We start from the raw sequence: 14670 nt of genomic DNA, 5'->3' as shown, positions 1-14670 counted from the left end.
GGTCCCCGGGGCGTGTCGTGACGCCGAGTCGCACCGCGCACGGCCGCACGCCCCGGTGGACGGTGGCGCCCGCGCCGGGCACCGCGGGGCCGGGCCGGGGGGCGGTCAGCCGGGCACGGTGGAGGCGCGGGCCCGGAGCTCGGGGGGCAGCAGGGTGGAGGCGGTGGGGCGGCCGTTGAGCGCATCGGCGAGCGTGGTGGCGGCGATGCGGCCCATCTCGCGCATGGGGGAGCGCACCGAGGTCAGCGGGATGGGCAGTTCGGCGGCGAGCGGGACGTCGTTGAATCCGACGACGGCGACGTCGGTGCCCACGCGCAGCCCCGCGTCGCGGATGGCGCCCATGGCGCCGATCGCGGCGAAGTCGTTCGTCGCGAACAGCGCGGTCGGCCGCGGATCGAGCCGGAGCAGGTACTCGGCCGCCTCACGGCCCCCGCGGGTATCGAACCGGGAGGTGGGCGCGTAGGCGTCGGGGACCGCCGAGCCCGCCTGCGCGTACAGCTCGCGGAACCCGAGTGTCCGCTCGATGCCGGTGGAGGCGTAGGGCTCGCCGGCGATGATGCCGACCGTGCGGTGGCCCAGGCCGAACAGGTGCTCGGCGGCGAGCCGCCCACCGTTGATGTCGTCGCAGGTCACCGACGTGACACCGGGCAGGCGCCGCGACACCAGCACGACTTCGGTTCCCCTGGCCTCCAGATCGGCGACCAGCCCGGAATCGGTGCGGGCGTCGCCCAGGATGAGGCCGGCGACGCGCAGCCCCAGCAGGGTGTCGACGCGCAGATGCTGGGCCTCGGCATCGTCGCCGCTGTTGGCCACGACGGCCTGGTAGCCGGCGCGCGCGGACCCCTCCTCGACACCCTCGTAGATGGTGGCGAGCACGATGTCGGTGAGGCGGGGGACCACCACCCCGATGAGTGTGGACCGGCCGGTGCGCAGGCTGGTCGCCATGGGGTGCGGCGAATAGCCGAGCCGGTCGGCGGCCTCGCGGACCCGGCGCGCTGTGGCGGAGCCCACACCGTCACTTCCTCGCAATGCGCGCGAAACAGTCGTGGGGTGCACGCCCGCGGCGTGGGCAACGTCCGCCAGCCGGGCCGGACGGCGGGCCTCCGCGGGATCGGCGGGGCCGCCTGCGGCGGGTTCGGGTGACTCGCTTGGTGGCATCACGTTCGCTTCCGGACATCGGGGCGGTTAAGCCATTGTTGCGCACGGCCGCCGTGCGCCGACCGCTGACCGAGGTGGGGACGATCAGGGGCTTGACCAGGGAGCGTGTGGCGTGCACCATGTTCGCAATCGTTAGCGCTAACGTTAGCGGAGAGGTCAGGTCGCGTGCGTCATCTCGTATATCTCGGCACGGGCGGCACCATCGCCACCCGTGACTCCGACCAGGGCAGGCGGGTCGAGGTCGCCCCGGGCGAACTCTTCGCCGCCGCCCGGGCCGTGTGGTCGGACCCCGGCGTGGACGTCGAGGTTCAGGGCGTCCGGCAGGTCGTCAGCTTCGCGGCGACCACCGCGGACGGTCTCGAACTGGTCCGGGCCGTCCGCGAGGCCGCCGCACGAGCCGACGGGGTCGTGGTCACCCATGGCACCGACACCATGGAGGAGGTCGCGTTCCTCGTGGCCCTCGCCCAAGGCGACGACCCCACGCCCGTTGTGTTCACCGGCGCGCAGCGTCCTTTCGACGCCCCGGGCGGCGACGGCGCCCGCAACCTCGCCATGGCCCTGCGCTGGGCAGCGTCCCAGCAGGCCCGCGGTACCGGCGTGAGTATCGCGTTCAACGACGAGATCTGGCCCGCCGTGGGCGTCCGCAAAACCCGCAGCCTCGCCCTGTCCGCGTTCGCGGCGACCGGGCGCGGGCCCATGGCCCACATCGACGACGCCGGCCTGCGTCGCCATTACCGCCCGCCGCTCGCACCGCCCCTGCCCGGGGCCGCGATCGCCGACCTGGACGACCTGCCGCGCGTCGACGTCGTCCCCCAGTACCTCGGGGTCGACCCCCGGGCCCTGCACGCGGCCGTGGACTCAGGGGCCCGGGGTGTCGTCATCGCCGCGTTCGGCGCCGGGAACACCGCGCCCCACGTCACGCGGGCCGTCGCCGACGTGCTCGCCGGGGGCGTGCCGGTGGCGATCGCCAGCCGCACCTTCGAGGGGCCCGTGGTCGGCCTTTACGCGGGGGGCGGCACCGACCTCGCCGCGGCCGGGGCGGTCTTCGCGGGTGACCTGTCCCCGTGGCAGGCCCGGCTGCTGCTCGCGGCGGTCCTCGCCGGATCGCTCGCGGAGCCCGGGCCGGCGGGGCTCGACCGGATCCGGGACCGCTGCACCGCTTACCTGCGCGCCGTCGGCGCGGCGGCGGATTGACCACCGCATCACGTGTACGGACACGACAACAGACACACGAAGGGCATGGACGATGACGAAGGAAATCCTGGTCGCCTACGGCGTGGACGTCGACGCGGTCGGCGGCTGGCTCGGGTCGTACGGCGGGGAGGACTCCCCGTGCGACATTTCGCGCGGCCTGTTCGCGGGCGAGGTGGGCGTCCCCCGGCTGCTGGAGCTGTTCCGCCGCCGGGAGATGCGCACCACCTGGTTCTGGCCGGGGCACTCCATCGAGACGTTCCCGGAGCAGTTCGAGGCGTGTTCGGCGGCGGGCCACGAGATCGGCGTCCACGGCTACAGCCATGAGAACCCGATCGCGATGAGCCGCGAGCAGGAGTCGGCGATCCTGGACCACTGCATCGGCCTGATCGAGTCCCGCACCGGGCGGCGGCCGACCGGCTACGTCGCTCCGTGGTGGGAGTTCTCCCCGGTGACCAACGAACTGCTGATCGAGCGGGGCATCAAATACGACCACTCCCTGATGCATCGCGACTTCGAGCCCTACTACGTGCGCGTCGGCGACACCTGGACCAAGATCGACTACGAGCGCCCCGCCGAGGACTGGATGAGGCCCCTGGAGCGCGGCGCCGAGACGGACCTGGTCGAGATCCCCGCGTCCTGGTACCTCGACGACCTGCCGCCCATGATGTTCGTCAAGGCCAGCCCCAACAGCCACGGATTCGTCAGCCCGCGCGACGTCGAGCGGATGTGGCTGGACCAGTTCGACTGGCTCTACCGCGAGCGGGAGGACATCGACAATCCGGTGTTCACCATGACGGTGCACCCCGACGTGTCGGGCCGGCCGCAGACGCTGCTCATGCACGAGCGGATCATCGAGCACATCAGCGGCCACGACGACGTGCGCTGGGTGACCTTCGACGAGATCGCCGACGACTTCACCCGCCGCAACCCGCGCACCTGACCATCCCGCGGGTGGCCCGGGATTGCGGCCGGCCGCATCCGAACAGCGGCACGCACATGCCGCGACCACGGCGGCACCGCCCACAGCCGTCCCGCCACCGGCCACCCGTCGACGGTCCGATCGGGCACGGCGCCTCCCGGCCGGGGCGCCGACACGCCCCGCGCCCGATCCCGGCGGCCGCACCCGCGGCCAGCGCACCCCGCTCACTGCACCCCGCTCACCGCACCCCGCTTAACGCAGTCCGCTCACCGCAGTCCGGACCCCGGCGTCCGACCCCGCCCGGATCGACCGGCGCCGCTCCATCCCACCGCCGCATCCTCCGATCCGCTCGCACATCCCGCGCCTTCCCTGATCTATCCGGAAAGGGGTACGACCGTGTCCTCTGCGCAGTCCACGCCGTCCCGTCCCTCGAACAACGACCTCTTCCCACCGGGCGGCGCGCCGCTGTCGCCCGCGATGGTGCGCCGTATCTCCATCGTCTGCTTCTTCGCCTGGGTCTTCAGCGTCTTCGACCACACCCTCTTCGGGACCTTGCTCCCGGAGATCTCCGCCGACCTCGGGTGGAGCGCGAGCGAGAGCACCGTGGTGGCCACCTGGGTCACGGCCGGAACGTTCGTCGTCTCCCTCGCGGTGGGCCCCATGCTCGACCGGCTCGGCCGCAAGCCGTCCCTGATGATCACCACCGCCGGCGCCGCCCTGACCTCGGGGGTCAGTGCCCTGGTGGGCGGTAAGGCGTCGATGATCCTGGTCCGGTCCTTCTCCGGCCTGGGCTACTCCGAAGAGGTCGTCAACGGCGTCTACCTCAACGAGGTGTACGGCAAGAGCCGCCGCCGCGGCTTCATGTACAGCTTCGTGCAGAGCGGCTGGCCCGTCGGTGCACTGCTGGGTGCCCTGGTCACGGCGCTCCTGCTGACCGAGATCGGCTGGCGCGGCGTGTTCCTCTTCGCGACCGTGCCCGCGATCATCATCGTCGCCTTGGCCTACCGCATCCCGGAGTCGCCGGTCTTCGTCAACCTCCGGCACATCCGGAAGCTGCGGGCGGAGGGGCGCGGCGCCGAAGCCGACGCGCTCGCCCAGCGGGCGGGCGTGGAGGACGAGCGGCAGGGACGGCTGCGCGACGTGTTCGCGCCCGGCCTGCGCATGCACACGCTCTGCCTGTCCGCCGCGTGGCTGCTCAACTGGATGGGCATCCAGGTCTTCTCCGTGCTCGGCACGACGGTCCTGATCGAGGCGAAGGGCGTCTCGTTCGACAGCGCGCTGCTGGTGCTCATCCTGGCCAACGCCGCCGGATTCCTCGGCTACCTGTTCCACGGCTACGTCGGCGACCGCATCGGCCGCCGGGCCACCATCACCGGCGGCTGGCTGATCGGCGGGGTGGTCTTCACGGCCATGCTGTTCGGCCCGGCCGACTCCGGCTTCGTCATCGCCATGTACGCGCTCGGGCTGTTCTTCCTCACCGGGCCCTACGCGGCGCTGCTGTTCTATATGGGGGAGTCGTTCCCCGCCCACGTCCGCGGGATCGGGCCCAACACCGCGCACATCATGGGGCCGGTGGGTGCGATCGCCGGTTCGGCCGTGCTGTCGGCCCTCCTCACCGCCGGGATCCCCATGGGGACCGCGGCGTTCTTCGCCGGAGCGCTGGGCATCCTCGGCTCCGGCCTGGCGATGCTCGGCACCCGGAAGGTCGACCAGGGCGGCGGCCCGTCCGACCCGCCAACGACATAGGACCGCCTGACTACCAGGCGACCCCGGCTGCGCCGTGCCCCTGCCGGAGCGCGGCGCGGCGGCCACCGCGGCACGACGAGATCGAGCACAGAGAAGAGGGACCGATGAGCGAGACCACTCCGCCACCGACACGGGACGACGGCCTGCCAGGGAGGGTCGCCGTCATCACCGGCGGGGCCAGCGGCATCGGCCTGGCCCTGGCCGTGGCCTACGCACGCGCGGGCGTGGCGAGCGTGATCGGATACCACGCGGGCGACCCGCACGACCCCGGTGCGGCCGTCGCGCGGGTCGAGGCCGCGGGCGGGCGCGCCGTGGCGGTGGCCGTCGACGTCCGCGACCCGGCGGGCACCGACGCGCTCGTCGCGGCGGCGGTCGGCGAGTTCGGCCGCCTGGACATCGCGGTGGCCAACGCGGGCGTCCTGCGCCGGGCACCGCTGTCGGAGCTGACCGACGAACGCTGGGACGACATGCTCAGCGTCGACCTGACCGGTGTCCTGCGGGTCTTCCGCTCCGCTGCGGCCGAGATCGGCACCGGCGGGGCGCTGGTCGCGGTGTCCTCGATAGCGGGCGGGGTGTACGGCTGGGCCGACCACGCCCACTACGCGGCGGCGAAGGCGGGCGTGCTCGGGCTCGTGCGCTCCCTCGGGGTGGAACTGGCCCCGCGAGGTGTCCGAGTGAACGCGGTCATCCCGGGCCTGATCGAGACCCCGCAATCGCTCGACGCGGAGAACTCGCTCGGTCCGGACGGACTGCGCGCGGCGGGCGCCGGGATCCCCGCGGGCCGTGTCGGCCGCGCTGACGAGGTGGCCCGGGTCATCCGCTTCCTCACCTCCGACGACGCCGCCTACATCACCGGCCAGCACATCACCGTCGACGGCGGACTCACCGTCCGCTTCCCCGACTGAAGGAGCCGATCATGACCACGACCACCTCCCCTGGGGCGCTCGCCGGGCGGGTCGCCCTCGTCACGGGCGCGGCCAGCGGAATCGGCGCCGCGATCGCGTTCGCCTACGCCGAGGCCGGTGCGGCGGTGGTGCTCGCCGACCTGGACGGCGAGCGGCTGGACCGGACCGCGGCGTCGCTCCCAGCGGGGCGGGCCGTCGGCCGGTACCCCCTGGACGTCACCGACGCCGGGCAGGTGCGCGCCGCGGTGGACGACGCCGTCGCCCGGCACGGACGGATCGACGTCCTGGTGAACTGCGCGGGCATCCTCACCGAGGTACCGCTGGTGGAGATGGACCCGGCCACCTGGGACCGGATGCTCGACGTCGACCTGCGCAGCGTGTTCCTCACCTGCCGCTACACCGTGCCGCACATGATCGCGGCGGGCGGGGGCCGCGTCATCAACATCGCCTCACAACTGGGCCAGAAGGGCGGCGAGGGTCTGACCCACTACTCGGCGGCCAAGGCCGGGGTCATCGGCTTCACCAAGGCCCTCGCACGAGAGGTGTCGCGGCACGGGGTGCTGGTCAATGCCATAGCCCCCGGGCCGATCGAAACGCCGCTCATCGACGGGCTGTCGCCGGAGTGGAAGGCGGCCAAGGGCGCCGAGCTGCCGCTCGGCCGGTTCGGCCGGGTGGAGGAGGTCGCACCCACGGCGGTCCTGCTGGCCGGCGATCCGGGCGGCAACCTCTACACCGGCCAGACCCTGGGTCCCAACAGCGGCGACGTCATGCATTCGTGACGTACGCGCCGGGCGGTGTCCCGCCGCTGTGGTGATCCCGCGCTCGGAGTCCGGTGACGGCAGGCCGGACCCGGAACGGCGGTCACGCAGGCTATGACCGGAGAGGACGAGAGGCCGACCAGGATGTGCGGAGCCTGTGGCGGAGGCGCCACCACATGGATCGAGCGCGTCGCGCCGTTGACCGGCGGCGGTGCCGCCCGGCGCGGCGCGGCGCTCGCCGCTCTGCTGGACCGGGCGCCCGCGGCGCGGGCCCGGCGGGTGCGGGTGAAGCCGTGGCACGGCGGCGGCTGGCGGCTCTGGGACCAGGGCGGCTGGTCGTTCTCGCCGTCGCTGGAGGCGGCCGTCGCCCACCTCACCCGCCGGTACGGTCCGCTTGTCCCGGGCCGGGACGGTCCCGCCCTCTGCGAGGGGGCGGGAGCCGTGCCGGCCGGCGACCCGGATACGCGGGCGCCGCTGCCGGAAGGCATCCCGGTGGAGACCGTCGCCGTGTGGTGCGCCGCCGTGCGCGCGGCTGCGCCCGTCCCGTCCGGCCTCATGGTGTTCCTGCCGCCCGGGACGGCAGTGCGCCTGGACGGGCACCGGGTCGAGGTGCGCACCAACGGGCGCGTGGCCACGGCCCCGGCCCTGCACGCCGACTCCGGCGCCCGGACGCTGGCCGCCGATATCGCTGCCCTCGCCCCCGCTCCGCGACGGCTGGAGACGTGAGGGGAGCGAGGCCCTGGGTGGCCAGGAGCGAGGACCGGGGTCGGCTGAGGCGTGCCGGATTCCGTGGAGCCGCACGGGTTCCTCCGGCGTCCCACCTTGTGGTCGGCCAAGGGGCCGATATCCGGGTGACCGGGAGCCGGCGGGCGCACCGGGAGCCGGACGACGCCACCCTCGCCCCTGGTGACTCCGCCCAGGTGGCCGGCTACACCGTCGTCTGCGTCGAGCACACCGGTGACGCCGCCTCCTCCGGGTTCACCTGGCAGGGGTGAGCCGCGCGCAGGGGCGGGCCGTTGCGGCCTTATCGGCGTTCGGCCGGGATGGGGACGCGGCGTCCGGCCGCTCGCCCGAGCCGCGGGGGCTCGCCCGATGCGCGGCCGGTCAGGCTCCGACCGGTGGTGCCGGGTCGGGGGCGTCGAGTGCGGTGTCGATCATGTGGCGGATCGCGGCTTCGCCCCCCGCCCCGAGTGCTCCGCGCAGGGCGGCGGTGAGCTCGGCCACGGGGTCCCCATGGGGGAGGGATTCCAGTTCCGCCGCCAGCTCCGGCACCGTCCAGTACCGCGCGCCGGCGTCGACGCGCGGGCCCGTGGTCCAGCCGCGGTTGATCGCCACCGACCCGCCGCGCACCGAAACCACCTGCCCATTGAGCGTGCACGCCGCGGACGCGAGGTAGGCGGCGACCGGGGCGACGGCGACCGGGTGTGCCGGGTCGTAGGCGCCGGCGGGTGCCGGTCCCGGCATCCCGGGCACGGCCTCGGACAACCGGGTGCGCACCATCGACGGCGACACGCAGTTGACGCGGACGCGGTAGCGCCCCAGCTCCAGGGCGTGCACGGTCGTCATCGCGGCGATCCCGGCGTTGACGGCCGCGTAGTTCGTCTGGGCGGGCAGCGGGTTGAGGAGCCCGGACCCCGACGCGGTGTTGACCACGGAGCGGTCGCGCAGCTCGCCCGCCTCGGCGCGCGACCGCCAGTGGCGCACCGCCCAGCGGGTCGTCGCGAACGTGCCCTTGAGCTTGACGGCCACCACCGCGTCGAAGTCCTCCTCGGTCATCACCGAAACCGCGCGGTTGCGTTCGATGGCGGCGTTGTTGACCAGCACGTCGAGGTCGCCGAACGCCTCGACCGCCGTCGCGACGACGCGCCGCGCGCCGTCCCATTCGGCCACGCTGTCGCTGGTGGCGACGGCGCGGCCGCCCAGCGCCGTGATCTCGTCGGCGACCCGCTGCGCGACGCCGGTGTCGCCCGCCGACCCGTCCGCCGCGACCCCGGGGTCGTTGACGACCACCTTGGCGCCGTGCTCGGCGAAGAACAGCGCTTCGGCGCGGCCGATCCCGCGCCCGGCCCCCGTGATGACGGCGACCCGTCCGTCGAGCGCTCCCATATCGGCGTCCTCCATATATCCGCGGCGCGTTCTTAAGCGACGCACGAGCAGTTGTACGACACTGTGTTGTCGAACCCCCGGATCCGGACTCTAGGACCCCGGGCCGGGGACGTGCCGCGGAGCGGCGCATCGGGCGTCGGATAGGCGACAGAGGGGTGCGGGGTGTCGGGAAAGCCGAGAGGATCCGGGCGGCGGCCGGAGAGCGGCGACCTGCGGGTGCGCCGTACGCGCAAGCTCCTGCGCGAGGCACTGGTCGCGCTGGTGGAGGAGTCCGGCTACGAGCCGGTCACGGTGCGCGACATCGCCGAGCGGGCGATGGTCAACCGGGCCACCTTCTACGCGCACTACGACGGCAAGTACGACCTGCTGCTGGACGTGATCGGCCGGACGTTCGAGCCGGTGCGCGTCGGCCCGCTGCTGGCCCGAGAACCGGGGGAGCCGGTGCGGGTCCCCGAGTGGCTGGTCGGATTCCTGGAGGCGATCGCCGCGCAGCCCCGCTTCTACCGGGGGATTCTCGGCGACGGCGGATCGGCGCGGGTCCGGGCGGACCTGCGCACCTACTTCGAGGGCCTGCTGCTCGCGCGGATCCGGGCCGCGGGGGTCACCCCCGAATCGGCGCGGATGCCGCCGGAGGTCGTCGCCGGCTTCGCCGCGTCCGCGGCCCTCGGGTCGCTGGCGTGGTGGCTGGAGCGGGACGCCCCCTACCCCGCCGGCCAGGCCGCCGACTGGTACCTGGAGCTGATCTCGTCCGGCGTCTTCCATCCCCTGGGACTCGCGCCTCCGCGGAGCGGGGCGACCACCCCCGGCGGTGCCGCCGGTCCCGTGTCCGGGTGACCCCGGCGGGGCGCCGCCGCTCGTGGCGCCGCGGGGCGGGGGGCGCGGGGCGGGCGGCGCGGGGTCATCCGGTGCGGCGCCGCTTCTCCCACTTGGCCATCAGGGCCGGGATCTCCTCGCGCAGGAAGGCGAAGAAGCGCTCGGTCTCGTGGAGCCGGGAGCCGGCGGGGCTCTCGGGGCCGAGGACCTCGACACCGGCGCGGCTGATCTCCTCCCACTGCCGGAAGACGTCGGTCTCGCTGATCGTCGCGTACCAGGCGCCGTCGCGGACCCGGTAGGAGTCGCGCCGCTCACCCGGCAGCCGCTCCCGGACCACCATCCCGACGTTCATCAGGTACTTGACGCCCCCCGAGATGGCGGGCGCGCCGACGCCGAGCAGGTCGGCCAGTTCGGCCGCCGTCCTGCGGCCCTCTTCCGACACCAGGATCGCGGCGAAGACGCGCGCCGCCATCCGCGGATACCCGGAGTCCGCCATCACCACGGCGAAGCGCTCCAGGTAGCGCAGCACCTCTGCGTCGTGGTGTCCCGGGAATTCGGGGGCGTGCGTCATGCGGCCGGCTCCTCTCCACCGGCGCACCATGCTGCCAGTTCTTGACGTTTTCCATACTTCACGAAATTCATGAAATAACTGTATCGTGAGGGCATGACGAACGCGATATCCGTATCCGGCCTGGTCAAGACATTCGGCCGGCACCGGGCGCTGGACGGACTCGACATGACCGTGCGCACCGGCGAAGTCCACGGCTTCCTAGGACCCAACGGCGCGGGCAAGTCGACGACCGTCCGGGTCCTGCTGGGCCTGCTGCGCGCCGATTCCGGCACGGTGCGCCTGCTGGGCGGCGACCCGTGGACGGACGCCACGGAACTCCACCGCCGCCTGGCCTACGTGCCCGGCGACGTGACGCTGTGGCCCAACCTGACCGGCGGTGAGGTGATCGACCTGCTGGGCCGGCTGCGCGGCGGCCTGGACCCCCGCCGCCGGGCCGAACTCCTCGACCGGTTCCGGCTCGACCCCCGCAAGAAGGGGCGGGCCTACTCCAAGGGCAACCGGCAGAAGGTCGCCCTGGTCGCGGCGCTGTCCTCCGACACCGAGCTGCTCATCCTCGACGAGCCCACCTCCGGCCTGGACCCCCTGATGGAGGCGGTGTTCAGCGCGAGCGTCGCCGAGGAGCGCGCCAAAGGCCGCACGGTCCTGCTCTCCAGCCACATCCTCTCCGAGGTCGAAGCCCTCTGCGACCGCGTGAGCATCATCCGCGACGGCCGCGTCGTCGAATCCGGCACCCTCGCCGGCATGCGCCACCTCGCGCGCACCTCGATCTCCGCCGACCTGGCGGGCCCCGCCCCCGACCTCTCCCACCTCCCCGGCGTGCACGACGTCCGCGTCGAGGGCACCCGGCTGAGCTGCGACGTGTCCCCCGACGCGCTCGACGGTGTCCTGGGCCGCCTGGTCGCCACCGGCGTGCGCGGCCTGACCAGCCGGCCCCCGACCCTGGAGGAGCTGTTCATGCGGCACTACTCGGACACCGCCGCGACCGGCTCCGATGCGGGCGCCGATCCTGAGGCAGGGGCGGCCGCGACCCCGAACGGGGCGCGGCGGTGAGCACCCTGGCGGGCACCCCGGCCCTCATCGGGCTGACCCTGCGCCGCGACCGCATCCGGCTGGCGGGGTGGTTCGGCGTCGCCGCCCTGCTCGTCATCGGAGTGGCCGCCGCGATGCCGGGGACCCTTCCCGACGAGGCCGCCCGCGAAGCCTACGTCCGGCACAACAACACCGACCCCACCCAGCTCCTGGCCATCGGCCCCATCTACGGCAGCAGCGAGGGCGCCATCGCCGCGTGGCGCGTCCGCGGGCAGGCGGCGCTCCTCGTCGCGCTCGCCGGCATCCTCGCCGTGGTCCGCCACACCCGCGCCGACGAGGAGGCGGGCCGCCGCGAACTGCTCGGCGCGACCGTGGTGGGCCGGCACGCACCGCTGACCGCGGTGCTGGCCGTCGTCGCCGCCGCGAACCTGGTGTGCGCCGCCGCCATCGCCGCCGGGCTCACGGCGCTGGGGCGGGCGCCCGAGGGGGCGATCGCCATGGGCCTGTCGATCGCGGCGGCAGGGTGGGCCTTCGCCGCGGTCGCGGCCGTGGCGGCGCAGCTCTCGGCGTCCTCACGGGGCGCGATCGGCCTGGCCGCCGGAGCCATGGGGGTCTGCTACGCGCTGCGGGCCGCCGCCGACATCAGCGGCGCGACCTGGCCGGCCTGGCTGACCCCGTTCGGGTGGACCCAGCAGGTCCGGCCCTTCGCCGGCGACCACCTGTGGCCCGTCGTCCTCACCGCTGTGATGTGCCTGCCGGTGGCTGGCGCGGCCTATCTCCTCTCGGCCCGGCGGGACCTGGGCTCGGGGCTGCTCCCGCCGCGCCCGGGACCGGCGGCGGCACCGCCCCGGCTGCGCACCCCGATCGCCCTGGCCTGGCGGCTGCACAAGGGCCCGCTGCTGGCCTGGCTGGTCGCCGCCACCCTCTTCGGCGCCGGCCTGGGCGCCGTGGCCCGCGGCGCCGCCGACCTGGTGGCCGCGAGCCCGATGCTCGGCGCCCTGGCCGACGACGGGGGCCGGCCGGTCGACGGCTACTTCGCGATCGTCATCTACATCATCGGCCAGGTCGCGTGCGTCTACGCGGTCCAGGCGGTGCTGCGGCTGCGGTCGGAGGAGGCCGAGGGCCGGGCCGAGCCGATCCTCACCGGGCCGGTGGACCGGCTCCGCTGGGCCGGCGGCCACCTGGTGATCGCGGCGCTGGGCTCCGCCGCCGTCCTCGCCGGTGTCGGGCTCGGGGCCGGGCTGGCCTACGGGGCGGCCGTCGGCGACATCGGCGGCGAGCTTCCGGGTCTGCTCGCGGCGGCGCTGGTCCGGGTGCCGTCGGTGTGGGTGCTGGCGGCCCTGGCCGCCGCGCTCTACGGGTGGGCGCCACGGGCCGCCGCGCCCGGTGCCTACGCCGTGCTGGGAGTGCTCGTCGTCCTGGAGTTCGCCGTCGAGCTGGCGGGCGCTCCGCACGCGGTCCTCGCGGTCTCGCCCTTCGCGTGGACACCGGGGCTGCCGGCGGCCGATCCCGCTCTGGTGCCGGCGGCCGTCCTCACCGCGATCGCCGTCGGTCTGGCCGCGGTCGGCCTGGCCATGCTGCGCCGCCGCGACCTCGGCTGAAGCCCGCTCGCCGCCGGGGCCGCTCCGTCCGGGGCGTCCCCGGCCCCGCCGTCCCGCGGGGCGCGGTTCAGCCGGGAGGCTTCCCGGTGCGGGTGGCGGTGGGGTGGTGGAGGTCGAAGGCGGGGCGTTCGGAGCGGATGCGGGGCAGGCGGGGGAAGTTGTGGCGGGGCGGGGGGCAGGAGGTGGCCCATTCCAGGGAGTTGCCGTAGCCCCAGGGGTCGTCGGCGGCGGCCGGGGCGCCCTTGACCGACGTGCGCCAGACGTTGGCGAGGAAGATCAGGGTCGACGCGCCCAGGACGAAGGAGCCGATGCTCGACACCGCGTTCAAGACCGTGAACCCGTCGGAGGGCAGGTAGTCGGCGTAGCGCCTCGGCATCCCCTCCGCGCCCAGCCAGTGCTGTACGCCGAATGTCGCGTGGAAGCTCACGAACAGCGTCCAGAAATGGCACGCCCCGAGCCCTTCGTGCAGCATCCGGCCGGTGAACTTCGGCCACCAGAAGTAGAACCCCGCGAACATGGCGAACACCACCGTGCCGAAGAGAACGTAGTGGAAGTGGCCCACCACGAAATAGGAGTCGGTGACGTGGAAGTCGATCGGCGGTGACGCCAGGAGCACCCCGGTCAGGCCGCCGAACAGGAAGGTGACCAGGAAACCGACCGCGAACAGCATGGGCGCCGGGAAGGTGAGCTGGCCCCGCCACATGGTGCCGATCCAGTTGAAGAACTTGATGCCGGTGGGCACCGCGATCAGAAAGGACAGGAAGGAGAAGAACGGCAGCAGGACCGCTCCGGTGGCGAACATATGGTGCGCCCACACCGTCATCGACAGCGCGGTGATCGAGATCGTCGCGGCGACCATTCCCTTGTAACCGAAGAGCGCCTTGCGGGAGAACACCGGGATGACCTCGGTGATGATCCCGAAGAACGGCAGCGCCACGATGTAGACCTCGGGGTGGCCGAAGAACCAGAACAGGTGCTGCCAGAGCAGCGCGCCGCCGGTCGAGGCGTCGTAGACGTGCGCGCCGAGGATGCGGTCGGCACCCAGGGCGGCCAGGGCGGCGGTGAGGATGGGGAAGGCCAGCAGCACCATGACCCCGGTGAACAGGATGTTCCAGGTGAAGATGGGCATGCGGAACGCGGTCATGCCGGGGGCGCGCAGGCAGAAGATCGTCGTGAGGAAGTTGACCGACGCCAGGATGGTCCCCAGCCCCGACACCATGAGGCCGAGCAGCCACAGGTCGCCCCCGATCCCGGGGCTGCGCACCGCGTCCGACAGCGGGCTGTAGGCGAACCACCCGAAGCTCGCGGCGCCGCCGGGGGAGAGGAACCCGCCCACCGTGATCAGCCCGCCGAACAGGAACAGCCAGTAGCCGAGCATGTTGAGCCGGGGGAAGGCGACGTCGGGCGCGCCGATCTGCAACGGGACGATGACGTTGGCGAAGCCGATGAACAGGGGCGTCGCGAACAGCAGCATCATGATCGTGCCGTGCATCGTGAACAGCTGGTTGTACTGCTCCGGGGTCACCACCTGCATCCCGGGCAGCAGCAGCTCGGCGCGGAACAGCATGGCCATCGCGCCGGCGAGCAGGAAGAACCCGAAGGACGTCATCAGGTAGAGGTAGCCGATCACCTTGTGGTCGGTGGAGCCCAGCCACGAGACGAGGACCGTGCCCTTGGGCCGCCGAGCGCGCCGCCGTTCCGGCGCCGCCGGGTCGTCGCGGCCGGGCGTGGGGCGGGTGACGGCCATGTCGCAGCTCCTGTCGCTCGTCCGGCGGCCGGCGGGCCGTCCACCCCCCGAGCATGACCGCCGTCCAACCGTTCACCTGCGACGACACGCCAATGAAGGGCGCCGCCGGGGCCTGTCGCGGAG

Annotated in this window: 14 protein-coding genes; 10 read left to right on the top strand and 4 right to left on the bottom strand. The window is 73.6% G+C overall.

Annotated features, from left to right (window positions below):
- Nucleotides 1-105: 105 nt before the first annotated feature.
- The gene (locus ACFO4E_RS25870) at nt 106-1158 is read right to left on the bottom strand and encodes a LacI family DNA-binding transcriptional regulator (protein WP_378579102.1); all 1053 of its coding nucleotides are present in this window, start codon (nt 1156-1158) and stop codon (nt 106-108) included.
- A gap of 165 nt (nt 1159-1323) precedes the next feature.
- Here ACFO4E_RS25870 and ACFO4E_RS25865 point away from each other — a divergent pair, with 165 nt between their 5' ends.
- The 7 genes from ACFO4E_RS25865 (at nt 1324) to ACFO4E_RS25835 (ending at nt 7675) form a co-directional block, all read left to right on the top strand.
- Complete coding sequence (locus ACFO4E_RS25865; protein ID WP_378579101.1) at nt 1324-2352, top strand: asparaginase; 1029 nt, start codon at nt 1324-1326, stop codon at nt 2350-2352.
- A gap of 52 nt (nt 2353-2404) precedes the next feature.
- Nucleotides 2405-3292 carry a polysaccharide deacetylase family protein gene (locus ACFO4E_RS25860; RefSeq protein WP_378579099.1) on the top strand — a complete coding sequence of 296 codons (888 nt, stop codon included), beginning with the start codon at nt 2405-2407 and terminating at the stop codon, nt 3290-3292.
- A gap of 375 nt (nt 3293-3667) precedes the next feature.
- Nucleotides 3668-5017 (top strand): MFS transporter, encoded by a 1350-nt coding sequence (locus ACFO4E_RS25855; protein ID WP_378579098.1) that lies wholly within the window; start codon nt 3668-3670, stop codon nt 5015-5017.
- 104 nt (nt 5018-5121) lie between these two features.
- Entirely contained in the window at nt 5122-5922 is an 801-nt protein-coding gene (locus ACFO4E_RS25850; RefSeq protein WP_378579097.1) for an SDR family NAD(P)-dependent oxidoreductase, read from the top strand.
- 11 nt (nt 5923-5933) lie between these two features.
- Nucleotides 5934-6701, top strand: a complete 768-nt coding sequence (locus tag ACFO4E_RS25845; RefSeq protein WP_378579095.1) for an SDR family NAD(P)-dependent oxidoreductase — start codon at nt 5934-5936, stop codon at nt 6699-6701.
- 123 nt (nt 6702-6824) lie between these two features.
- A complete protein-coding gene (locus tag ACFO4E_RS25840; RefSeq protein ID WP_378579094.1) occupies nt 6825-7406 on the top strand; it encodes a hypothetical protein in 582 nt (193 codons plus the stop codon).
- A 125-nt stretch (nt 7407-7531) separates the two neighbouring features.
- Entirely contained in the window at nt 7532-7675 is a 144-nt protein-coding gene (locus ACFO4E_RS25835; protein WP_378579091.1) for a hypothetical protein, read from the top strand.
- 109 nt (nt 7676-7784) lie between these two features.
- On the opposite strand, the gene ACFO4E_RS25830 is transcribed toward ACFO4E_RS25835, so the two are convergent.
- Nucleotides 7785-8786 carry an SDR family NAD(P)-dependent oxidoreductase gene (locus ACFO4E_RS25830; protein WP_378579089.1) on the bottom strand — a complete coding sequence of 334 codons (1002 nt, stop codon included), beginning with the start codon at nt 8784-8786 and terminating at the stop codon, nt 7785-7787.
- Between the two features lie 162 nt (nt 8787-8948).
- Here ACFO4E_RS25830 and ACFO4E_RS25825 point away from each other — a divergent pair, with 162 nt between their 5' ends.
- Nucleotides 8949-9620, top strand: coding sequence for a TetR/AcrR family transcriptional regulator (locus ACFO4E_RS25825; protein WP_378579086.1), 672 nt, complete (start codon nt 8949-8951; stop codon nt 9618-9620).
- A gap of 64 nt (nt 9621-9684) precedes the next feature.
- On the opposite strand, the gene ACFO4E_RS25820 is transcribed toward ACFO4E_RS25825, so the two are convergent.
- The gene (locus ACFO4E_RS25820; protein ID WP_378579083.1) at nt 9685-10170 is read right to left on the bottom strand and encodes a GbsR/MarR family transcriptional regulator; all 486 of its coding nucleotides are present in this window, start codon (nt 10168-10170) and stop codon (nt 9685-9687) included.
- Between the two features lie 93 nt (nt 10171-10263).
- Here ACFO4E_RS25820 and ACFO4E_RS25815 point away from each other — a divergent pair, with 93 nt between their 5' ends.
- Both ACFO4E_RS25815 and ACFO4E_RS25810 read left to right on the top strand, forming a co-directional pair.
- The gene (locus tag ACFO4E_RS25815; RefSeq protein ID WP_378579080.1) at nt 10264-11220 is read left to right on the top strand and encodes an ABC transporter ATP-binding protein; all 957 of its coding nucleotides are present in this window, start codon (nt 10264-10266) and stop codon (nt 11218-11220) included.
- Nucleotides 11217-12800: an ABC transporter permease gene (locus tag ACFO4E_RS25810; protein WP_378579078.1), complete on the top strand. Its 1584-nt coding sequence runs from the start codon at nt 11217-11219 to the stop codon at nt 12798-12800. Before ACFO4E_RS25815 ends, ACFO4E_RS25810 begins: the two co-directional genes overlap by 4 nt.
- A 67-nt stretch (nt 12801-12867) precedes the next feature.
- Here the strand turns inward: ACFO4E_RS25810 and ctaD are convergent, their stop codons facing one another.
- On the bottom strand, nt 12868-14547 hold the full coding sequence (ctaD, locus tag ACFO4E_RS25805; RefSeq protein ID WP_378579077.1) for an aa3-type cytochrome oxidase subunit I: 1680 nt from the start codon (nt 14545-14547) through the stop codon (nt 12868-12870).
- Nucleotides 14548-14670 lie beyond the last annotated feature (123 nt).

The sequence above is a fragment of the Nocardiopsis mangrovi genome (genome assembly GCF_042653925.1).
Lineage (GTDB): Bacteria > Actinomycetota > Actinomycetes > Streptosporangiales > Streptosporangiaceae > Nocardiopsis_B > Nocardiopsis_B mangrovi.
This window is presented reverse-complemented; position numbering and strand designations above follow the sequence as displayed.

Coding starts and splice junctions, on each gene's coding strand:
- ACFO4E_RS25845 (WP_378579095.1), top strand. CDS start 5,934: ATGACCACGACCACCTCCCCTGGGGCGCTCGCCGGGCGGGTCGCCCTC.
- ctaD (WP_378579077.1), bottom strand. CDS start 14,547: ATGGCCGTCACCCGCCCCACGCCCGGCCGCGACGACCCGGCGGCGCCG.
- ACFO4E_RS25830 (WP_378579089.1), bottom strand. CDS start 8,786: ATGGGAGCGCTCGACGGACGGGTCGCCGTCATCACGGGGGCCGGGCGC.
- ACFO4E_RS25850 (WP_378579097.1), top strand. CDS start 5,122: ATGAGCGAGACCACTCCGCCACCGACACGGGACGACGGCCTGCCAGGG.
- ACFO4E_RS25815 (WP_378579080.1), top strand. CDS start 10,264: ATGACGAACGCGATATCCGTATCCGGCCTGGTCAAGACATTCGGCCGG.
- ACFO4E_RS25870 (WP_378579102.1), bottom strand. CDS start 1,158: ATGCCACCAAGCGAGTCACCCGAACCCGCCGCAGGCGGCCCCGCCGAT.
- ACFO4E_RS25820 (WP_378579083.1), bottom strand. CDS start 10,170: ATGACGCACGCCCCCGAATTCCCGGGACACCACGACGCAGAGGTGCTG.
- ACFO4E_RS25840 (WP_378579094.1), top strand. CDS start 6,825: ATGTGCGGAGCCTGTGGCGGAGGCGCCACCACATGGATCGAGCGCGTC.
- ACFO4E_RS25860 (WP_378579099.1), top strand. CDS start 2,405: ATGACGAAGGAAATCCTGGTCGCCTACGGCGTGGACGTCGACGCGGTC.